This is a genomic window from Mediterraneibacter flintii (assembly GCF_055387595.1).
In genome coordinates this window covers 3,333,700-3,353,801 of sequence record NZ_AP031405.1, presented here as the reverse complement: position 1 = coordinate 3,353,801, position 20,102 = coordinate 3,333,700, and the positions used below count along the sequence as shown (strand labels likewise).

Genomic DNA, 20,102 nt, shown 5'->3' with positions numbered 1-20,102 from the left:
GTTTTACAACGGTTCTTTTTTAAACGGAAAATTGTATACTTTTTAGAGCGTAGTTTTTGCTTAAGGAAATCAGAGGTTACATTTTGTTTTACCTTTTTCCCATTCGGGATGAATTACTACTTTCAAAGAATTTCGGTCTGTTAAATTGGTATCTAATGCTTTCATATAGTCTTCTAGCGAAAATTCATGTGTGATAAGCGGTTTTAAATTTACCCTTCCGCTTCGGAGTGCATCAAGGCTACGGCCATAATTATGAGTTTGACAGTAAGCCATAATAATTGACTGTTCATAGTTGGTGAAGTTAGCAGGATCTTCGATGCTCATATCGTCTACCTGTGTATACATAATTAGTTTTCCACCTTTTCCTAACATGCGCAGTGCGCTGTTCGCCATTTTCGCAGAGCCGGTAGTATCAATGACGATATCCAAACCATGGGGAAACTGATTCTTGATTATATTTTCATGTATAGAGTAATCTTCTCTGTTCATCAACAACGTATCGATACCAAATTCTTTTTGGCAGATATCTAGTTTACTTTGTGTAGAACCGATTACAACGGTATGGCCGGCGGAAGAATTTTTGACCAGTTGTGCCAGAATCAAAGCCATAGAACCGGCTCCTAGAATTGCCACATTGTCACCGTACCGCATCTGCATACGATCCATAGCGTGCATGCAACATGCTACGGGTTCCGTGCAGGCTGCCTCGTTGTAGGAGATATTGTCGGGAATTAAGAATGCTTTCTCTCCTAAAGCAACGACATATTCAGCAAATCCGCCGTGAAGATTATGTCCCATAGAACCAAAGTTATCACAATAAAGAGGCTCGTTTCTTTTGCAGTGATAACACTCTCCGCAGAGAACTGTATTGTCAACGGTAACGCGGTCTCCGATTTTTAAATGATGTACGTCCTTACCTACTTCTACGATCTCGCCGGAAAATTCGTGTCCTAAAGTAATGGGATAATCTTTCGGTTTCACCATACTGGCGCTGCCGCCCCCATCGTAAAAAGCTTCACAGTGTTTGCATATACTGCATGTTTTTACCTTCAAAATTATTTGGTTGTCATGACATATCGGATAAGGCACGTCTGTAATTTTCGTAGCCTTTCTACCCCCGTACATGGTTTCGATAATCATTGCTCGCATTGTTTTTTGATGTTCCATTTTTGTAACTCCTTTCGTTTATTTTTTAGGGTGATTTTTATTTATTTGTATCATATATCACATGGGGGAAAATGTCAATTTTAAATTTAATAAATAAAAATAAAAAACGATATTAAGATATTAAACAAATAAAAAAAGGATAATTATAGTTTTGTATAATAAAAAACTCGTTGACAAATGAAAAAAACAGATATAAAATTTAATTAATGAAAATAAAGACAAAGGAGGTAACAAGATGTCACTTGTAACTATGAAAGAAATTCTGGAGGGAAGTATTGAAGGGAAATATGCGGTAGGGGCATTTGATACATTGGATTGTGTCGCGACAGATGCCATCCTAAAAGCGGCTGAGATGAAAAACACACCGATTATTCTGATGTTGGTGGAAGCAAATCCGGAACAGGAAGAATTTATCCAATATACACTGGATAAATGCAGAAAAAGCAGTGTCCCTGTAGCGTTGCATTTAGACCATGGTCCTACTTATGAAGAGGCGATGCGGGCAATACATGCAGGCTGCACTTCTGTTATGTTTGACGGTTCTTCACTTCCATTTGAAGAGAATGTAAGAATTACAAAAGAGGTTGTCAAAGTGGCGCATGCATGCGGTGTGACAGTAGAGGCGGAAATTGGACATGTGGCGGGACATGAAGGGAATATGCTAGATGGCAATGTACCGGATGCCAGTGCTTATACGACTGTAGAAGAAGCAGTTAGATTTTACGAAGAGACGAAGGTGGATTGCCTTGCTATTGCGATTGGAACAGTACATGGTGTATATAAAGGAGAACCAAACCTGGATTATGAAAGACTACAGGCGATTCGAGATAAACTTCCGATTCCTTTAGTTATGCATGGAGGCTCCGGTTTGAGACCGGATGATTTTAAAAAGGCAATTGCGCACGGTATAAATAAAATTAATTTCTATACAGGTATGACGCTTGGGGCAGGTGAAGCGGTAAGAGCTGTGATGAAAGAACGTGATAAAGTGACAATGACAAATATTATTCAAATTGGTTCTAAAGCAATTACGGATATTGTTAGTGAACATATTGAAATTTTTGGCACAAAATCGTTATAAAAATTATAGGAGGGATGATTTTGAAAAAAACAGGAAAATTAGCAGCTTGTGCAGGATATTATGATGTACAGATACAAGAACATCCTGTTCCGGAGCCATTAGAGGACGGACTTGTAATTAAAGTGGAGGCCGCTGCGGTATGTGGGGGCGACCAGGGATTTATACAAGATAAGTCAAAACACACGCCGGGATGTATAGGACATGAATTTGCCGGAAGGGTTATCAGCATGGGGGCGAAAGCAAAGGAGGCAATTCACTGCTATGGAGGAGAATTGGAAATCGGAGCACGTATTGTTGTATATCCTTGGGTAACTTGTGGGAAATGTGACAGCTGTATGACTTATGGTGATGGAGTATGTGGTATATGTGATAATGGTTTTTTTTATGGTGGGGTATTCAGACGAAATGAGACGACGATGAACCATGATCCAGAAATGTATCCGTACTTTAAAGGTGGATTTGCGGAATATGTACATATTTATAAGAATACATATGTGTGGAAAATTCCAGATAATATGCCTTCTAAAATTGCGGTACTTTTAGATCCTACAGCAGTAGCGGTGCGTGCTATTGAACAGACAATGACATCTATGGGAGGTCTAAATGAAGGCTTTAGTACAACAAGTACTGTTTTGATTGTAGGGCCTGGGGCGATTGGGATTCTGACAGGTATGATATATCGTTATATGGGGTGTGAAAAGTTGATTTTTACAGGAAGGTCAGATGAAAAATTAAAAAGGGCCAAGGAAATTACAGGAGCTGACGAAGTGCTGAATGTCAAAGACCTGTCGGTGGAGGAGAGGATTTGCAAAATAAGAGAGATGACAGGCGGCGGGGCGCATATTGTTATTAACTGTGCAAATAATCCGCAGTCTTGTATAGAAGCGCTTCAGATGGTGCGCAAACTTGGCACCTATGTAGAAATCGGAAATGCTATGGAGGATGAGAACGCGCCTAAATATGAAATTAATATTGGGGATGTGATATTTAGCAGAAATGCGCATATTACAAGTGTAGTCGCCAATTCTCCGAAATCATTTAATCGTGCATTCCGTCTTTTGAAAAAATATAAAGAAATTCCTTTTGAAAAAGTTTTTACTCATGAATTTCACTCGTTGGAGGAATTGCTGCCTCATTTAAAAAAGATGAAAGATGTAGATTATGTAAAGTCTGTTTTAGTGTTTGAGGAGGATGCAGATGAAAACGAAGATAGTAGTAATTAATGATTTTACAGTCAGAAAGACTGCCGAAATGGAAAGATGGAAAGAACTGGAGAATAAATATGATTGTTCTGTACATATTGTAGAAGATCGTCCGGAGATAGATAACAGTGATAAGTTTAATGAGATGTTTTTGACATTGGAGAAGAAAGGGCCGGATGCGTTGCCGGTAAATGAAAATTTGGTTTTAGCGGCGAAAGATGCGGATATTATTATTTCTCATATCAGTCCTGTGCCTAAAAAAGTGATAGATGCCGGAAAAAAATTAAAGGCTGTGTGTATTATGCGAAGCGGCGTGGAAAACGTGGATACAGCTTATGCAGCCGAAAAAGGTGTGAAAGTTGTAAATGCACCGGGAAGGTTGGCAGTTCCGGTGTCTGAATTTACAGTGGGGCTAATCATTGCGGAAATGAAGAATATTGCGCGTTCTTATCATTATATGATGCAGGGGGAATTCAAGAGCAGCAACTATGCAAACAGCGAATACAGTGTGAATTTAAAAGGTAAAAATATAGGAATTATAGGCTGCGGAGCAGTGGGAATGAGAGTAGCAAACATAATGAACGCGTTTGAAGCAAATGTATTGGTATATGATCCTTATGCAGATGCAAAACAGCTGGAAGAGAGTGGATACAAGGTAGTAGATTTGGAAGAGCTTTGTAAATCTTCGGATGTCATTTCTGTACATTTCCGCCTGACGAAGGAGACAGAAAATATGATAGGGGAGAAAGAGTTCGCGCTTATGAAACCAACCTGTTTTTTTGTAAATACAGCAAGGGCGGGGCTAGTAGATGAAGAGGCACTGATAAAAGCATTGTCACAAAAAAAACTTGGAGGGGCGGGAATTGACGTATACAGGCAGGAACCTATTCCATCTGACCATCCGTATTATAGTTTGGATAATGTGACTTTGACTCCTCATTTAGCTGGTACTTGTTCGAATGTATTTGAAATTACTTTCGATATTATGGAAGAAGCAGTGCGTCATTATCTGGAAACAGGAGAGTGGATTCATGTTGTGAATTGAGAGGAAAAGACAATGGAAGAAAAGTACGTTTTAATCGTAGATTTTGGCACTTCAAAAGTGCGAGTGAACTTAATAAATACGGCAGACGGAACCTTTATAGATTCTTGTTCCAGAGAATATCAAATGCTGACGACAGATGAAGGATTAGCAGAAATCGATACAGAAAAAATATGGAACACTCTGGTGGAATGCATGGAAGATGTCGTAAAAAATATAAAAAATGGAAGCAAGGTAGAAGCGATAGGATTTTCCTACTTTGGCGATAATCTGATTCTGATGGATAAGGATTATAAACCATTATCAAACTGTATTTTATGTTTTGACTCACGCGGAAAGAAAGAAGCAAGTGAAATAACAGAAAAAATAACCGGAGAACGGCTTATTGAGACAATCGGAAGTCCGTATTCATATATGAGTACGGGAGCCAAGATTCTGTGGATAAAATACCATATGCCGGATATGTTCGAGAAAGCGGAATATTTTTTCACAATTCAGCAGTTTATTAATAACAAGTTAGGATTGGAAGCTGTAAATGACGGTACGATGGCGTCCAGAAAACAGATGTATGATACAGAGAATAACTGTTGGTTTAAGGAACTGATGGATGTGATTGGAATTACAGAGGAATCTTTGGGAAAGGTGCTTCCAACCAACACAGTAATAGGGCATCTTGAGAAGTTTGGTCCGGTACAGTTGCCGAACAGGACAGCAGTTATATTAGGCGGACATGACTGTGATATGGGAATCATCGGACTGGGAGTAGGAAATGAAAAAGAACCGGTTATTGCAGATATCACAGGAACATATGACCATGTTGCGTATCTCGCGGACGGTATGGTTAATATGAAGAAAAGAAATCCGAAAGGCAGAATAGAATCTTACTGTGGACCTCTTGCTGATACAAGTGTATGTATTGGAGCATGTACAACTTCCGGAGCCTTGCTGGAATGGTTTATGAAGGAGATAAATGGAGATACTGGGCAGGAGGCGTATAAAGCATTTTGGGAGAAGGCGCGATTTGATGGAAACGGAGGTGTAAAAGTAAATCCAGATTTTGCGGGAAATGAAGGAAGTTTTTCCGGACTGGGACTTGGAATAGAAAAATCAGATATATTCCAGGGAATTATTGAGGCGCTGACACTGAAAATGAAAGAAATTATAGATGATTTGATAAGTCTTAAAGCAGGAGAAGTTAAAAAAGTACGCATAGGTGGTGGTGCGGCGAATTCCTCAGAATGGATTCAGCTGCGCGCGGATATCACGGGTCTGGTTTTTGAAAAAATGAAAAATATACAGGTATCCGCGCTAGGGGCAGCAGTAGTAGCGGCATATACGGTAGGAATATATGAAACAATTGATGAAGCAATCACACATATGGTGGCGGTCAGTGAGGTTTTTCGTCCTGATATGGAAATTCATCGGAAATACAGCAGAAAATATCAATGCGAATAGTGCTGTATCCAGTTAAGAATTTCGGGAGACTTTAAAGTCCGGTTAAAAATTTTCATACTGGCACCAATCATACTCGGGTCATTAGAAAGCTTCTGCTCTTCCTGAATAACCTGGATATTCGGTAAAGCAACAGATATATTTCCCAAATGTTCGTTGGGATAAATCGTGGAAGCATCTATAATCATTTGTTGGAATGTTTGATTGTTTGGGATTTCACCGGCAATCAGAATCAAATGAGGATGTAAAGTATAAATGAGATTTTTGATTGCTTTTCCCAGGGCAAGAGCTACTTCGGAAAAAACTTGAAGTGCAACGGTATCTCCTTCATAAAATGCAAGGATAATATCACGAATGCTCAACGTATTTTTTGAAAATAAAGAAGATTCCGGATGATAGGAAATAAGCATTTTTACCCGTTCAACAACTGCGCTGGCAGAAATAATAGAAGCGAGAGGAACTTCTTTTCCATTTCCATTGCTTACAGGCATCGCTCCTAAAGTGCCGGGAATAGTAGGGGTACCTTTAAGAATAGAACGATCGTAAGAAACGCTCATATCAATGGCATAATTAACGCCGAGGTAAACAGCGAGCTGATTGCGGAGGTAATTATGCTCTTTAATACATGTGTACCTGTAGATGGCATAATTACTTGTGTTATCGTAAGTAATAGGATAGTTGAACGCATTTTTAAAATAATGTACGATGTCGACATAATAACCGGAATTATTGTACATAATACAAGCTTCGTTTTTAAATTGGAATGGTCCTTGCAAAGCAAACGTAAGTCCTACTACTTTTAAATGCTGAAGAGCAGAGGTTTTGATGAATGCATCAATGTTTTCTTTTATCTGTGACAGAGAATATGTGATATCACTAAAAATATTCATAGATATTTTTTGTGCTTTAAGGCAATGAGAATTAATGTCAAATAGCGCTAGTGAAAAATAATTCGTAGTGATTGTAATAACGATACAGCTAAACAATTTATCGTTTAACTTTAGACCTTTTACCCGACGTCCGTTTTCGCCTTCGATTAATCCAGTCTCACAAATGAGATTTGCTTCTGTTAGTTCGTTAACGATTAAAGTAATAGTGGAGGAGTTAAGATTAGTTGCTTGCGACAAAGCTTTACGAGAAATTTCACCGGCTTCTTTTATGAGGCGCAAAACGAGTATACGGTTGTTTTGTTGCATAGTATCAAAAGTATTGCCTTGTGTGGATTGTGAAAAAAAAGATTCCATCTATAATTTACCTCTACTAATAAGAATAATTACATTCTAATGCGTGAAATATCTTTTGTCAAATATGTTTTAAAATTAAATAATAAAATTAAAACTAATAATTATAATAAGGAGAGAGAAAAAATGAGATATAAATTTATTAAAAAAGCTGGGATTGAGATTTCAACACTATCTGTAGGAACATGGGCAATTGGAGGAGAAAATTATGGTTCTGTCGACGAGAAAGATTCTATCGAAGCTATCCGTGCAATGATAGATGGAGGAGTAACTGTTGTAGATACAGCACCGGTGTATGGAAATGGACAGTCAGAATTACTTGTGGGAAAAGCCTTGAAGGATGGGTATAGAGAGAAAGTGTATCTGGCGACAAAATTTGGCGTTGCCTGCAATCCGGCGGGGGGAGATTTGATCCGCAGAGCAAATTATCAGGCGATTATTGAAGATTGCGAAGGTTCAATGAAAAGAATAGGCACAGATTTTATTGATATTTATATTATGCATTGGCCAGATATAAATACTTCTATTGAAGAGACAATGGCAGCAGTCAATGCCTTGAAAAAACAGGGAAAAATTCGTTTTGCAGGAGTGTCCAACTTTACAAGAGAAATGTTAGATGAGGCATTAAAATACGGAGAGATTGAATTTGTGCAGCCTCCTTATAGCATGGTAAACGAGAGCATGAAAGAATTGCTTTTGTTCTGTGAAAAACAAGGAATAGGGACAATGACGTATGGTTCTTTGGGGTCTGGAATATTGACAGGTGCAATTCGGGAAAAACCGAACTTTGATAAAGACGATTATCGTCTGACATTTTATGATGTGTACGCAGAACCTAAGTTTTCTAAGATTATGGAGCTATTAAAGATATTGGATAAAATTGCTGCGGCGCATAATAAACCGGTAGCACAGGTAGCAATCAACTGGAGCACGCAGAAGAGTTATGTGAGCACAGCGATTTGTGGGGTAAGAAATGTAGCAGAGGCTCAGGAGAATTGTGCTACATTTGACTGGATGCTGTCGGATGAAGAAGTAAATATGATTGATAAAGAATTACTTAGATTGGTATTATAGTCATAAGTTTAACTAACAAAACTGCCTTCCAAATGATAGGTAAAAACTTCTGATTGGAAGTGACAGCAAAAAACACTGTGTCAAATAAGCGGGTCCTGCCCTGTGTTCTGATACAGTGTTTTTCGCGTACCTTCTGTTAAAGCTTTTCTTCCAGGTGAGGAGGGTATTTTTGTCAACTTCCGCAGTGCCAGCGCAATTTAGCATACGCTTCATTTCGCTATCGGCAGTCGCCGAATGAAAAGAAACAGACAAACTTCTGTTTACATGCAAGCATGACACAGAGTTTGCCGGTTCTTTTCGCACTGCTTGTTGCTTCGTTAAATTTATAATTTCAATTTGGAAAGGGCATCTGCAAAAGTGTTGTTAATAGGTGTTTGTGCCTCTTTTTTTTGTTTTTTTAAATAAGCGTTGACATCTTTTTTTGTAGCGCTTTTTCCTTCTTTTTTCTTCCGTTCCTGGAAGGAGCTTAGCTTTTCTTTATATCCGCAGGAACAAATGAAGCGCTGTCCCTCTGCTTTGCCGACGAGTTCCATCTTTTTATGACACACTGGACAGCGGGCATTTGTAAGACGGGAGAGGGTTTCACGGTGGCCGCACTCGCGATCCTGGCATACGAGCATACGACCGTGTTTTCCGTTTACCTCTAGCATATATTTTCCACAGTTCGGGCATTTGGTACGTGTAAGATTGTCATGTCTGAATGTACCGGATGCAGATTTAATTTCTTGTATCAAAGACAGCGTATACCCTTCAATTTCCCGCATAAAGTGACGGTCAGATTCTTTCCCTTCTGCAATCGCCTGGAGGCGCAGCTCCCACTGGGCAGTGAGTTTTGGGCTTTTTAAATCTTCTGGAACTAGGGAGAGCAATTGTTTTCCTTTGGAAGTAATATGAAGTTCATTTCCCTTTTTCTCCATCAAGAAGCTGCTTAATAATTTTTCGATAATATCGGCGCGGGTCGCAACGGTTCCAAGTCCGCCTGTCTTATCGAGAGTACGTGCGAGCGTCTTGTTTTTTTGTTCCAGATATTTTACTGGATTTTCCATAGCGGCAATAAGAGTACCTTCGGTAAAATATGCCGGTGGTTTCGTTTTCCCCTCTGTGACGGTAAAGGAAGAGAGTAAGAGGCGTTCTCCCTTTTGAACGGAGGGGAGCGATTGAGAGGAAATGGAGTTGCTTTCATCTTCCTCATCTAAATCAGTGGTATCTGTGTCATACACTTCGCGCCAGCCGAGGGAAAGGATATGCTGCCCTTTGGCAGTAAAGACAGCTTTGTCGGGCTGTCCCTGTATGTCTAATTGCCCTTTGACAGAAGTCTCTTCATATGTGCACGCAGGAGAGAGGACGGCGAGAAAACGGCGTACAACCATGTCGTATATTTTTCTTTCCTCATTTGTCATATGTTCTAACTGTACGAACTGTTCAGTCGGAATGATCGCATGATGGTCTGAGACTTTACTGTTGTCTACAAAGGATTTATTTGCTTTGATTTCCTGCATGGAAAGCCTTCCGGCGATGCGGCGGTAGGGGCCTATGGCACATGCATGCAGGCGTTCTTTGAGTGTGCCGGTCATATCGCTTGTCAAGTAACGAGAATCTGTGCGCGGATAAGTCAGTACCTTGTGATTTTCATAGAGACGCTGCATAATGTTGAGTGTCTCCTTTGCAGAAAATCCAAATTTTAAATTGGCTTCTCGCTGTAGGGCCGTCAGATCATAAAGTGCAGGAGAGAACGATTTTTTTGCCTTTTTATGGACTTCTGTGACTGTTAGATAATTTCCGGCATGTTCATACAATTTCTGTATATATGTTCTGTCCATTGTGCGGGTTGCATTTGTACGGCTGTCAGTCCAGGTAAAAGAAATTCCTTTTGCCAGCGCTTTCATACCATAATATGGTTGAGGGATAAATTTTTTGATTTCTTCTTCTCTGGATGCAATCATAGCAAGGGTGGGAGTCTGGACGCGCCCGCATGAAAGCTGTGCGTTGTATTTGCAGGTAAGGGCGCGGGTTGCGTTGATTCCAACAACCCAGTCGGACTGTGCTCTCGCTACCGCCGCATGATACAGAGGTTCATATTCTTTGCCAGACTTTAGATGGGCGAATCCATCTCGGATAGCTTTGTCAGTGACAGAAGAAATCCAGAGGCGCAAGATAGGCTTTCTGTTGCCGGATTTTTCCAGAATCCAGCGTGCCACCAATTCTCCTTCGCGGCCTGCATCTGTTGCAATGATGACAGAGCTTATATCCTTTCGGCAGAGCAGTTCTTTTATAGCCCGATACTGATGGGAGGTTTGCTTGATAACAACAAGCTTCCATTCTTTGGGAAGCATGGGAAGAGTATTTATATCCCATGTTTTATACTGTGCTCCATATTCCTCGGGATCTGCCAAAGTGACAAGATGTCCCAACGCCCAGGTGACAATATAGCTGTCTCCCTCTATATATGTGTTTGTTTTTTGTTTACATTTAAGGACGCGGGCAATATCCCGCGCCACAGATGGTTTTTCAGCGATGACTAGTTGTTTCATATATGGATTCTCCTTCAAAATAAATTTGATTTGATGTCAAAAGCAGAGTCAAATACTGTGGAAGCCTTTTCCTATAATCTCACTTGTATTGGAAATCAAGATGAAGGCTTCTGGCTGTGTCTCCTTGATATAATTTCGCAACCGAACTGCCTGCGGCCGGTTTAATGCGGTGAGGACGATATACTTATCCTTACCGGAGAAAGCGCCCTGCGCATGGCAGACAGTGGCGCTTCTATGCAGGGTATGTACGATAAATTCGCAGACAGGCTGCGGATGATCACAGACGACATGGCAGTACTTGGACAGGTTGAAGCTCTCTATAAATGTATCGATCATAAAAGAACGGATGGCGAGTCCCAAAAAAGAATAAAGTCCTGTCTCAATATCAAACATAAAACAACCGGCAACAGTGATCAAAAGATCGGTAAAAAGCAGGGCTCTGCCAATATCAAAGCTGGAATACTTCCTTAATATCATGGCAATGATGTCAGTCCCACCGCTGGAAGAGCCGATATTAAAAAGAATGGCAGATCCAAGCGCCGGCAAAGCGATGGCGAAGCAGAGTTCCAGCATAGGCTGATTCGTAAGCGGTTTATCCATAGGACAGACACGTTCGAGAACGGACAGCGAGACCGATAAAAGAATACTGCAATAGGCAGTTTTTGCCGCAAATTTTTTCCCCAGGACAAAGAAACCTATAGCAAGCAAAAGCATATTCATAATGAAAGTAAAATCACTGGCAGACATTACGCCTGTTTTGGCGACTAAGACGGCAAGGCCGGTGATTCCTCCAAAAGTAAAATTGTTTGTGAATTTGAAAAAATAAGTTCCGGCAGCCATTATCAAAGTACTCGCGGTAAGCAACAGAAAATGGCGGGATTTTTCTTTCATTTGTACGGCCTCCCAAACAGAATATTTACCTCTTTAACCGAATTGTAACTTGTCGGATATGAAAAGTCAACGCATTAAGATGTGGAGAACGGGAAATACTATTTTTCCATAAGGAGGACAAAATTTATGTATCGCTATTTACCGATTCAGGATATTTACGCGAGAGAAATCCTAGATTCCAGAGGAAATCCGGCTCTTGAGGCAGAAGTCCTGGCAGGCGGAGAGATTGTAGGCAGAGCATCTGTACCGTCGGGAGCCTTGACAGGAACCTATGAGGCGACAGAATTAAGAGACAGGGAAGTAAGATATTTGGGAAAAGGTGTGGAACGGGCGGTGGAAAATGTGAATAACCAGTTGGCACAGGCAGTGATTGGAATGAATGTATTTGACCAGGCGGCCCTGGACAAAATGCTGGTGAAAACAGACGGAAGCCGTGATAAGAAGAATCTGGGGGCGAATACACTTCTCGGGGTGTCGATGGCAGCGGCCCATACAGCAGCATTGGCGCTGAAAATCCCCCTTTACAGATACTTAGGAGGAACAAATCCGAAGGAAATGCCGATACCGATGATGACTATTTTAGACGGTGGAATACATGCTGATAATACATTAGACATACAAGAATTTATGATAGTACCTGGAAAGTCAAAAAATTTTCGTGAGAGACTTCGCATCTGCACCGAGGTATACCAGAACTTAAAGGGAATTTTAACTGAAAGCGGATTTTCTGTGCGGACAGGCGGAGAAGGTGGATTTGCCCCTGATCTGCCGGATGCAAAGGAAGCACTGAAGTTGATAGAGGATGCGGCAAAAAGGGCTGGATATCAAATGGGAAGAGACATTTTTATCGCCTTAGATGCGGCGGCATCAAGACTTTATAATAAGGACAGTAGAAAATATGAGTTTTCCGGTGAGAGTAAGATGAAAGGCCAGAGAATTACAAGGGACACAGAAGAGCTGATTGAGTATTATGAAGAATTAGCAGGAAGCTTTCCAATATGCGCTATCGAAGACGCATTGGACGAGGACGACTGGGATGGGTGGAGAACGATAACAGAGAGATTAGGAGAGAAGATACAATTGGCAGGAGATGCCTTATTTTCTACGACTGTGCAGAGGCTCAAGAAGGGAATACAGGAAGGAGTGGCAAACACAGTCGTAATAAAGATAAACCAGGCAGGGACTTTAAGTGAAGCGTTTGAGGTAATAGAAACAGCAAAAAAGGCGGGATACCAGATTATTATATCCCATCGATACGGAGAAACAGAGGACACAACGATTGCGGACATTGCAGTGGCTTTCCATGCAGGGTATATTAAGGCAGGAGCTCCCTGCGGCACAGAACGGATAGCGAAATATAATCAGCTCCTTCGGATCGAAGAGGAGCTGGGAATCTAAAGATTTGACAGTCTTATGTGCGTATGCTACCCTATCATAAAAGTACACGCATCGATATACAAAGGGGGGATACTCCCCTTGTATACCGGCGCAGGTAAAATCGGCAGAGAAGGAGAGAAAAAAGAAGAGACATGATATATGAGAAATTATCGAAAAGGGCACTTTATTGTATGTATGCAGCAAGTGTCCTGGCTTGTCTGATAGTCCTGCTTATTATCGGCGCGGTAAATTATTTCTGGATACTTCCTAAAAATATCGGAATCGGCAGGCTCATATCAGTGGTGCTTATAGTGCTGACACTGATAGATACTTTTATCAGCCCGTATTTTCGGTATCACAGATACCGCTACAGCATCAATGAGGAATGTATTGATATACGGGAAGGGTATCTGTTTGTAAAAAGAAATATTGTTCCGATTGAACGATTACATAAGCTGAAAACAGCAAAGGGCCCTATCGATCAGATGTTTAAAGTGGCAAAGGTTGTAGTTACCACAGGCGGAGGAGATGTAACGATAGCGTTTCTAGAGGAGGAACGAGCAGAACAGATTGCAGAATCCCTGCGCAGAAGAATCAATGAAATGGTAATAGAACAAAAGGAGAGCGATGAAAGAAAACAGCAGATTTAGAAATCATATATCAATTGTTTTGGAGCAGCTTGGAAGTTTCTTTTGTATTATTCTGATCATGGCTGTCAGCGGTATCGCACAGAATTTAGATACATTAAAAGAGATGGACTTTCAATTCCTATATGCAAGCAAAACGCTGATAGGCGCAGTTGTCTGCCTGTTGGTTATCCTCCTGCTGATAGGAAGAAATCTGTTTGTCTGGGCAAAAACGTATATTTCTATACAGGACAATGCGATTGTGATCGAACGTAATACAATAAATAAGAGAAAGCATACGATTGGAATAAAAAATATTTCTAATATCAATACAGAGCAGAATCTGTTTGAAATGTTGATGGGAACATGTAAAGTAAAATTAGATACGAACAGCTTGTCTACAGCGGACAAGACGGATGTAAAAATTGTATTGAAGAAGAAAGCGGCAAACCAATTCTGTGAACAGGTTACTGGCATGCTCTTACAGCAGCAAGGGACAGCGGAGAAAGAACAGCATAAAGAGGCGCAGCCGGAAGGAAAAGAAAATAGAAAAAAATACCCTAAAGGGCACACCGTAATACATTCCCTCCGGGAGGGCGGGCTTTCGCCCGATAAGGTATACGATATTACAACGGATTTTGGTGCATTGTTTGTACATGGGGTATTTTCGATTCGTATTCTGTCTCTTCTGATCACAATAGCAGGAGGAGTCGGTGCGGTGGCGGTGATCGTTGAAATTGTACGCGCGCCGGAAGCGGTAGAGACAATCGTGGGCGCTTTGGCGAGTATTCTGATTGCGGGATCTGTTTTTTTCTCAGCCTTGTGGGATACGGTAAAGGATTTTATACAGTATTATGATTTTCGCGCGAGAAGAGAGAAGGACAAAATATATATCCGGTACGGATTTTTTAAGAAAGTAGGGTATACAATTCCTGTGGATAAGATTCAGGCGTTGAAGATACACCAGACGTGGTTTGCGCGGATAGCAGGAAGATACATGGTGGAAGTAGTCAATGTAGGGATGAATGATGAGGCGGGGCAGAAAGCGTTTCTTGTCCTGTACAGCAAAAAGGAGCAGCTCAAAGAAACACTACATACGCTGCTTCCAGAATTTGAGGAAGCGGCTTCGATGGAAACAGGCAGACAGCCGAAGGCCGTCTGGGCGGCGTGGATACTGCCCTTTGGTATCTTTGCAGCGTTTACTGCGACGGTGTGTATGGCATGTATATCGTATAAACCGTCGTATGCACTTTGGATTTTAAGCGGGGAAACGGGAATTCTTGTACTGACGTTGCTTTGCATGATTTTAAAATATCGAACAGCCGGAGTAGGAATGGATGAGGCATTTCTGAAAATATGCAGAGGATATATGGGACGGCGCTATATTTTGATACCGTACAGCCGAATACAGTACCTGGAGACATCTCAGAATTTTGTTGCAAGGAGGTGCGGTATAGAAAAGGGGGAAGTGAATCTACTCGCATCAGCGGGAGAAGCTTCACAGGCGCTGCCGTATTTTTACGCAGAGTATACAGGGCAGATAAAAGAAAAGATGGTTGCAAATTGTGGACAACTGTGATAAGATATTGATGGTTTATCCACAGGAGGTGTGAAGATGGATATATTGAAGATTGTTTTGACGATTATATTTGTTATAGATTGTATTGCATTATCAGCAATTATTCTTTTACAGGAAGGAAAATCAGCCGGTTTAGGAACGATCAGCGGGGCGGCAGACACGTATTGGGGCCAGAATAAAGGACGTTCGATGGAGGGCGCACTTGTAAAGTCTACAAAGTTTCTCGCAGTATTGTTTTTGGTGTTGGCGCTGGTTTTAAACCTGGGTGTATTTAACTAAGAAGATAAGATGACAAAACACTCTATACAGATGATATAGGGTGTTTTTTTCTATTGACAGGAAAGGTGGATTATGGATCAGACATTTGAAAAGCGTAAGAAGGTGATTTACGGATTTATCTGTGATGACCTATACGTACCTATGAAAATAAAAGAGATCGCTGTTATCCTCCAAATCCCGAAAGAGCAGCGGCAGGAATTAAAAGAGGTACTGGATGCTTTGGTGGAGGAAGGTAAGATTTCCGTTTCTAAAAAAGGAAAATATATCAAAGGCGGGACAAAGCGTTTAACTGGTACATTTCAGGCAAATGCCAGAGGATTTGGTTTTGTAGTGCAGGAAAATAATACCGAAGATATATTTATATCGGAAGAAAATATAGGAGGCGCTTTCCAGGGAGATGAGGTGGAGTTCATTATTTTGAAAGCTCCAGAAGGACGCCGCAGAGAAGGCAAAATAGTAAAGGTGCTTTCCCATGGAACGGTAAAAGTAGTAGGATTGTATGAAAAAAGCAAGAATTTTGGCTTTGTACGTCCGGATAACCAGCGTGTATTAAAGGATATTTATATTCCCGCAGGAAAAGAGATGGGCGCCATGACCGGACACAAGGTGGTTGTGGAGTTGACCTCTTATGGCGGCCAGGATATGAAGCCAGAAGGAAAGATCATAGAGATAATCGGTCATGTCAATGATCCGGGAACGGACATTCTGTCGATTGTAAAAGAATATGATCTGCCGGTGGAATTTCCTGAAAAGGTTTTAAATCAGGCTGTGCGCGTAGGCAAAGAAGTCAGCGGGGCAGATATGGAAGGAAGACTTGACCTGCGTGGCTGGCAGATGGTGACAATAGATGGAGAGGATGCAAAAGATCTAGATGATGCGGTATCCTTGACGTGTGATGGCGAAAATTATTGTCTGGGCGTTCATATTGCGGACGTTTCCAATTATGTGCAGGAAAGAAGTGCTCTCGATAAGGAGGCGCTTAAGAGAGGGACAAGCGTCTATCTGGCAGACAGAGTGATTCCAATGCTGCCTCATACCTTGTCCAATGGAATTTGTTCCTTGAACGCAGGGGAAAACCGCCTTGCATTGTCCTGCATTATGACAATTAATCCAAAGGGAGAAGTCGTGGATCACCAGATAGCAGAGACGGTTATCTGTGTCAATGAACGGATGACATATACCGCTGTGGCGGCGATATTGGACGAAGAAGATACAGTGGAGAAGGTGCAGTATAGGAAAAGATATGCCGCGTTGGTGCCTATGTTTGAGAGAATGGCGGTATTGTCAGCGATTTTAAGAAAGCGGCGCCATGCGAGGGGCTCCATTGATTTTGATTTCCCAGAGACAAAGGTTGTCCTGGATAAGGCAGGAGTCCCGCTGGATATCCAGCCCTATGAGCGAAATGCAGCGACGAAAATCATTGAGGATTTTATGCTGCTTGCCAATGAAACAGTGGCGGAGGAATATTTCTGGAGAGAGCAGCCCTTTCTCTACCGGACGCATGAGCCGCCGGAGGAAGAAAAGATAAAGCGGTTAAGTACGTTTATCAATAATTTTGGGTATCATATCCATGTGGGAAATGAGGTGCGGCCAAAAGAAGTACAGAAGCTTCTTGCGAAGGTAGAGGGAACCCCAGAGGAAACACTGATTAGCAGGCTCGCGCTGCGTTCTATGAAACAGGCAAGATATACGCCGGAAAACACAGGGCATTTCGGTCTGGCGGCAAAGTATTATACACACTTTACATCTCCTATCCGACGCTATCCAGATTTACAGATCCACCGGATTATAAAAGAAAATATTCGGGGGAGAATGACAGCAAAGAGAGTGGAGCATTACGAGAAACTTCTGCCGGACGTAGCGCTTCAGGCAAGTGATAGAGAACGTCGTGCTGAAGAAGCAGAACGGGAGACGGTGAAGCTGAAAAAAGTAGAATATATGAAGCAGCATATAGGCGAAGAATACGAGGGGGTAATTTCGGGGATTACGAAGTGGGGCGCCTATGTAGAGCTTCCCAATACCGTGGAGGGCCTGGTGCATGTGACAAATATGAAGGATGACCATTATGAGTACCGGGAGGAACGGTATGAATTGATCGGCGCTCATACACAAAAGGTGTATAAATTAGGGCAGACGGTGAGAGTACGAGTGATAGGGGCGGACAGACTGCAAAGAACGATAGACTTTGTATTTGCAGAGGAAGAGTGGGAATAGAAGAGGGAGATGAGGAAGAGACATGGCTAAGACAGAAGGCAGATTGATTGCAAACAATAAGAAAGCATATCACGATTATTTTATATTGGAAAAATATGAAGCGGGAATTGTACTTCATGGGACAGAGGTGAAATCTCTGCGTATGGGAAAATGCAGCGTCAAAGAGGCGTTTATCCGGATCGAGAACGGGGAAATGTTTATCTACGGTATGCACATCAGCCCCTATGAGAAAGGAAATATCTTTAATAAAGATCCCCTGCGCGTCAGGAAGCTTTTGCTCCACAAAAAGGAGATTGACAAAATCTACGGAAAAATGAGAGAAAAGGGGATCACAGTCGTTCCCTTACGTGTGTATTTCTCGGACAGTCTTGTCAAGGTGGAGATTGGGCTTGCAAAAGGGAAAAAACTGTATGACAAAAGAGAAGATATTGCAAAGAAAGATCAGAGAAGAGAAGCACAGAGAGAATTTAAAAACAGTGGGAAATTTTAAAATCCCACTGCTTTTTTTACGGCATCTATGTCTTGCGTGAATACAATTCCGTCCATTCCAAGCGCTCTGCCGGCCAGAATATTCTTCTCTGTATCATCAATGAAAAAGCAGTCTTCGGGTTCCAGATGAAAGGCCGCAAAGAGATGACGATAGATTTCAGGATCAGGCTTTGCCATCTTAAGAGGCGCGGAAAATACAATCCCGTCAAACAGCTTTAAGATTTCGAATACGTTCGGCGCTTTCTCGGCAAATTTAGTGGGCGCATTGGAAAGAAGATAAATACCGGCATTACGTTCTTTTAGTTCGCGGATAAAATCCCAGGTTTTGGGAAGCGGCATAACATAGCGGATCCATTCTGCAAAGAAGGCACGTCCGTTTTCTTTTAGCCGATCGGGGAGAAGAGAGATGGCAATCTGCGCGTTTTCCTCATAGTCTATGGTACCGGCGTCCAGAGCCTGCCAGTTTCTGAACAGGATGGAGGAGAGCAGCATAAAATCCTCTTTGGAGGAACAGAAGTGCTTCAGAATGGAATCTGCCTGAAAGGTTCCTACAACGTTTCCGAAATCAAAGATGATATTTTTATAGTACATTTTTATATTCCTCCCTGTAGATGAACTACCCGTTTATAAGATCCAGCAGAGACGGGAGCAGCGTGGAAAGAAGCAGAAGAAGCGCGGCGAGAAAACAGAATATTTTCGCTGCGCGTCGCATCGGGGAGGCTGCCGGAAGGGGCTCGTCAGAAATGTCGTCGTCTGCTGCGGGAAGGGTAATCCTCTCTATGATCTCTTTAGCCTGGGGCAAATCTTCTTCGTCTACATAAATCGTTTCTCCAAATACAGAGGTTCCCATATAAAGATTCATGTAATCTCCGCTTCCTTTGGACTGTCTGTAAGCGCTGATACCCTGGTTATGTAGAGCTTCTATGAGCATATCTGCTTCTATGTGATCCGAACAGGAACAGGCTTCGACGGGCTTCATTCCTCTCATAAAATTTCCTCCTCTAAAGAACAAAATTACCAGAAGTAAATTGGTGCGTAATCTGCCAGTTATAGTTTCATTCCTTTATTATACCGAAGAAGCAAAAAAGATACAATGGGGAGGGTCACGTTTTTAAGGGCGGCTGCATAAAAAAGTGTCATTATAATTCCGTAAAAAACGGCGTTATAATGACACAATTTTTCATTTATAATCCCTGAAGGATATTCAGATAATCCTGACGCTGATCTACAATAGCATAGATGATGACGGTTTGATCGGCTTCATTTATTTTATAGAAAACAAGATCTTTATCAAGAATCAATACTTTATAGCCCTGTCTTTTTAGAACCATATAATGGGGAGTTGCACCCAGAAAAGGATTTTCTTCTAACAGAGAAATCTGTTTTTCTATTGTATCCAGTTTTTCAAGTGCAGTTTCAACTCCAAAGTTTTCAGCGACAGACAAAATAATCTTTCGGAGTCCACAGTCTGCCGTGTCAGTTCTTAGAGTTGTATACTTTATCATATTCCGCTACCCTTTAAGACTTTCCGAAGGTCGTTAAATGTATCTTTGATAGGTGCGATTCTTCCAGTATTTACATCTTCTTCTGCTTCTGCAAGAATTTCCAGAAGTTCGATACGGGATTTCATTCTTTGATATTCTTCGTATCCAAGGGAGACAGTATCACCTCTGCCATTTACGGTTATGATAACCGCTTCATTTTTTTCACGGCAACATTTGGAAATTTCGCTGTAATGATTTCGCAAATCTGCGGAAGGACGAATGGTTTCCTGTAATGGTTGCATCAAAACACCTCCTTTATATAGTCGTATTATATCACAATAAGACTATAACGGATACATTTAATTTAAGTTTT

The 20,102-nt window shown here is 41.5% G+C and carries 19 protein-coding genes; 11 read left to right on the top strand and 8 right to left on the bottom strand.

The genetic code is table 11. The features are described 5' to 3' along the window. Positions 1-69: 69 nt before the first annotated feature. Positions 70-1,167 (bottom strand): alcohol dehydrogenase catalytic domain-containing protein, encoded by a 1,098-nt coding sequence (locus tag ACZ5C4_RS16075; protein ID WP_464521862.1) that lies wholly within the window; start codon positions 1,165-1,167, stop codon positions 70-72. Between the two features lie 235 nt (positions 1,168-1,402). On the opposite strand from ACZ5C4_RS16075, the gene ACZ5C4_RS16070 reads away from it, so the two are divergent. The 4 genes from ACZ5C4_RS16070 to ACZ5C4_RS16055 are packed head-to-tail and all read left to right on the top strand — an operon-like array spanning position 1,403 to position 5,947. Continuing rightward, positions 1,403-2,248 (top strand): class II fructose-bisphosphate aldolase, encoded by an 846-nt coding sequence (locus ACZ5C4_RS16070; protein WP_464521861.1) that lies wholly within the window; start codon positions 1,403-1,405, stop codon positions 2,246-2,248. Positions 2,249-2,268: 20 nt separating this feature from the next. Continuing rightward, the gene (locus tag ACZ5C4_RS16065; protein WP_464521860.1) at positions 2,269-3,471 is read left to right on the top strand and encodes a zinc-dependent alcohol dehydrogenase; all 1,203 of its coding nucleotides are present in this window, start codon (positions 2,269-2,271) and stop codon (positions 3,469-3,471) included. Continuing rightward, on the top strand, positions 3,446-4,495 hold the full coding sequence (locus ACZ5C4_RS16060; RefSeq protein ID WP_464521859.1) for a 2-hydroxyacid dehydrogenase: 1,050 nt from the start codon (positions 3,446-3,448) through the stop codon (positions 4,493-4,495). The genes ACZ5C4_RS16065 and ACZ5C4_RS16060 overlap by 26 nt, the downstream gene beginning before the upstream one ends. A gap of 12 nt (positions 4,496-4,507) precedes the next feature. Next, complete coding sequence (locus ACZ5C4_RS16055) at positions 4,508-5,947, top strand: FGGY-family carbohydrate kinase (RefSeq protein ID WP_464521858.1); 1,440 nt, start codon at positions 4,508-4,510, stop codon at positions 5,945-5,947. Here the strand turns inward: ACZ5C4_RS16055 and ACZ5C4_RS16050 are convergent. Then, positions 5,935-7,188 carry an ROK family transcriptional regulator gene (locus tag ACZ5C4_RS16050; protein ID WP_464521857.1) on the bottom strand — a complete coding sequence of 418 codons (1,254 nt, stop codon included), beginning with the start codon at positions 7,186-7,188 and terminating at the stop codon, positions 5,935-5,937. The two genes, ACZ5C4_RS16055 and ACZ5C4_RS16050, sit on opposite strands and share 13 nt — an antisense overlap. A gap of 123 nt (positions 7,189-7,311) precedes the next feature. Between ACZ5C4_RS16050 and ACZ5C4_RS16045 the strand changes: the two genes are divergently transcribed. After that, entirely contained in the window at positions 7,312-8,259 is a 948-nt protein-coding gene (locus ACZ5C4_RS16045; protein WP_464521856.1) for an aldo/keto reductase, read from the top strand. 323 nt (positions 8,260-8,582) lie between these two features. Here the strand turns inward: ACZ5C4_RS16045 and ACZ5C4_RS16040 are convergent, their stop codons facing one another. Together ACZ5C4_RS16040 and ACZ5C4_RS16035 are read right to left on the bottom strand one after the other, a co-directional pair. Continuing rightward, on the bottom strand, positions 8,583-10,790 hold the full coding sequence (locus tag ACZ5C4_RS16040; protein ID WP_464521855.1) for a DNA topoisomerase III: 2,208 nt from the start codon (positions 10,788-10,790) through the stop codon (positions 8,583-8,585). Between the two features lie 48 nt (positions 10,791-10,838). Further along, positions 10,839-11,681: a YitT family protein gene (locus ACZ5C4_RS16035; RefSeq protein WP_464521854.1), complete on the bottom strand. Its 843-nt coding sequence runs from the start codon at positions 11,679-11,681 to the stop codon at positions 10,839-10,841. A 126-nt stretch (positions 11,682-11,807) separates the two neighbouring features. Between ACZ5C4_RS16035 and eno the strand changes: the two genes are divergently transcribed. From eno to smpB, 6 genes are all read left to right on the top strand, one after another. Then, the gene (gene eno / locus ACZ5C4_RS16030) at positions 11,808-13,079 is read left to right on the top strand and encodes a phosphopyruvate hydratase (RefSeq protein ID WP_464521853.1); all 1,272 of its coding nucleotides are present in this window, start codon (positions 11,808-11,810) and stop codon (positions 13,077-13,079) included. 170 nt (positions 13,080-13,249) lie between these two features. Next, a complete protein-coding gene (locus ACZ5C4_RS16025; protein WP_464521852.1) occupies positions 13,250-13,708 on the top strand; it encodes a PH domain-containing protein in 459 nt (152 codons plus the stop codon). Beyond that, complete coding sequence (locus ACZ5C4_RS16020; protein ID WP_464521851.1) at positions 13,686-15,263, top strand: PH domain-containing protein; 1,578 nt, start codon at positions 13,686-13,688, stop codon at positions 15,261-15,263. The genes ACZ5C4_RS16025 and ACZ5C4_RS16020 overlap by 23 nt, the downstream gene beginning before the upstream one ends. Positions 15,264-15,299: 36 nt before the next feature. Then, a complete protein-coding gene (gene secG / locus ACZ5C4_RS16015) occupies positions 15,300-15,542 on the top strand; it encodes a preprotein translocase subunit SecG (RefSeq protein WP_186875655.1) in 243 nt (80 codons plus the stop codon). A 72-nt stretch (positions 15,543-15,614) separates the two neighbouring features. Continuing rightward, the gene (gene rnr, locus ACZ5C4_RS16010) at positions 15,615-17,756 is read left to right on the top strand and encodes a ribonuclease R (protein ID WP_464521850.1); all 2,142 of its coding nucleotides are present in this window, start codon (positions 15,615-15,617) and stop codon (positions 17,754-17,756) included. A 22-nt stretch (positions 17,757-17,778) separates the two neighbouring features. Next, a complete protein-coding gene (smpB, locus tag ACZ5C4_RS16005) occupies positions 17,779-18,246 on the top strand; it encodes an SsrA-binding protein SmpB (protein ID WP_464521849.1) in 468 nt (155 codons plus the stop codon). Here the strand turns inward: smpB and ACZ5C4_RS16000 are convergent. The 4 genes from ACZ5C4_RS16000 to ACZ5C4_RS15985 all read right to left on the bottom strand — a co-directional run bounded on the left by ACZ5C4_RS16000 (position 18,243) and on the right by ACZ5C4_RS15985 (position 20,031). Beyond that, entirely contained in the window at positions 18,243-18,836 is a 594-nt protein-coding gene (locus tag ACZ5C4_RS16000) for an HAD family hydrolase (RefSeq protein WP_464521848.1), read from the bottom strand. The genes smpB and ACZ5C4_RS16000 overlap by 4 nt on opposite strands. Before the next feature lie 25 nt (positions 18,837-18,861). Then, positions 18,862-19,233, bottom strand: a complete 372-nt coding sequence (locus ACZ5C4_RS15995; RefSeq protein ID WP_464521847.1) for a putative signal transducing protein — start codon at positions 19,231-19,233, stop codon at positions 18,862-18,864. A gap of 196 nt (positions 19,234-19,429) precedes the next feature. Further along, positions 19,430-19,750, bottom strand: coding sequence for a type II toxin-antitoxin system RelE/ParE family toxin (locus ACZ5C4_RS15990; protein WP_464521846.1), 321 nt, complete (start codon positions 19,748-19,750; stop codon positions 19,430-19,432). Next, a complete protein-coding gene (locus ACZ5C4_RS15985; protein WP_464521845.1) occupies positions 19,747-20,031 on the bottom strand; it encodes a type II toxin-antitoxin system Phd/YefM family antitoxin in 285 nt (94 codons plus the stop codon). The genes ACZ5C4_RS15990 and ACZ5C4_RS15985 overlap by 4 nt, the downstream gene beginning before the upstream one ends. Positions 20,032-20,102: the final 71 nt, after the last annotated feature.

Excerpts from the sequence above, each read along its gene's own strand:
- ACZ5C4_RS16075 (WP_464521862.1), bottom strand. The coding sequence starts at position 1,167 with ATGGAACATCAAAAAACAATGCGAGCAATGATTATCGAAACCATGTAC.
- ACZ5C4_RS16070 (WP_464521861.1), top strand. The coding sequence starts at position 1,403 with ATGTCACTTGTAACTATGAAAGAAATTCTGGAGGGAAGTATTGAAGGG.
- ACZ5C4_RS16060 (WP_464521859.1), top strand. The coding sequence starts at position 3,446 with ATGAAAACGAAGATAGTAGTAATTAATGATTTTACAGTCAGAAAGACT.
- ACZ5C4_RS16055 (WP_464521858.1), top strand. The coding sequence starts at position 4,508 with ATGGAAGAAAAGTACGTTTTAATCGTAGATTTTGGCACTTCAAAAGTG.
- ACZ5C4_RS16050 (WP_464521857.1), bottom strand. The coding sequence starts at position 7,188 with ATGGAATCTTTTTTTTCACAATCCACACAAGGCAATACTTTTGATACT.
- ACZ5C4_RS16045 (WP_464521856.1), top strand. The coding sequence starts at position 7,312 with ATGAGATATAAATTTATTAAAAAAGCTGGGATTGAGATTTCAACACTA.
- ACZ5C4_RS16040 (WP_464521855.1), bottom strand. The coding sequence starts at position 10,790 with ATGAAACAACTAGTCATCGCTGAAAAACCATCTGTGGCGCGGGATATT.
- ACZ5C4_RS16035 (WP_464521854.1), bottom strand. The coding sequence starts at position 11,681 with ATGAAAGAAAAATCCCGCCATTTTCTGTTGCTTACCGCGAGTACTTTG.
- eno (WP_464521853.1), top strand. The coding sequence starts at position 11,808 with ATGTATCGCTATTTACCGATTCAGGATATTTACGCGAGAGAAATCCTA.
- ACZ5C4_RS16025 (WP_464521852.1), top strand. The coding sequence starts at position 13,250 with ATGTATGCAGCAAGTGTCCTGGCTTGTCTGATAGTCCTGCTTATTATC.
- ACZ5C4_RS16020 (WP_464521851.1), top strand. The coding sequence starts at position 13,686 with ATGAAAGAAAACAGCAGATTTAGAAATCATATATCAATTGTTTTGGAG.
- secG (WP_186875655.1), top strand. The coding sequence starts at position 15,300 with ATGGATATATTGAAGATTGTTTTGACGATTATATTTGTTATAGATTGT.
- rnr (WP_464521850.1), top strand. The coding sequence starts at position 15,615 with ATGGATCAGACATTTGAAAAGCGTAAGAAGGTGATTTACGGATTTATC.
- smpB (WP_464521849.1), top strand. The coding sequence starts at position 17,779 with ATGGCTAAGACAGAAGGCAGATTGATTGCAAACAATAAGAAAGCATAT.
- ACZ5C4_RS16000 (WP_464521848.1), bottom strand. The coding sequence starts at position 18,836 with ATGTACTATAAAAATATCATCTTTGATTTCGGAAACGTTGTAGGAACC.
- ACZ5C4_RS15995 (WP_464521847.1), bottom strand. The coding sequence starts at position 19,233 with ATGAGAGGAATGAAGCCCGTCGAAGCCTGTTCCTGTTCGGATCACATA.
- ACZ5C4_RS15990 (WP_464521846.1), bottom strand. The coding sequence starts at position 19,750 with ATGATAAAGTATACAACTCTAAGAACTGACACGGCAGACTGTGGACTC.
- ACZ5C4_RS15985 (WP_464521845.1), bottom strand. The coding sequence starts at position 20,031 with ATGCAACCATTACAGGAAACCATTCGTCCTTCCGCAGATTTGCGAAAT.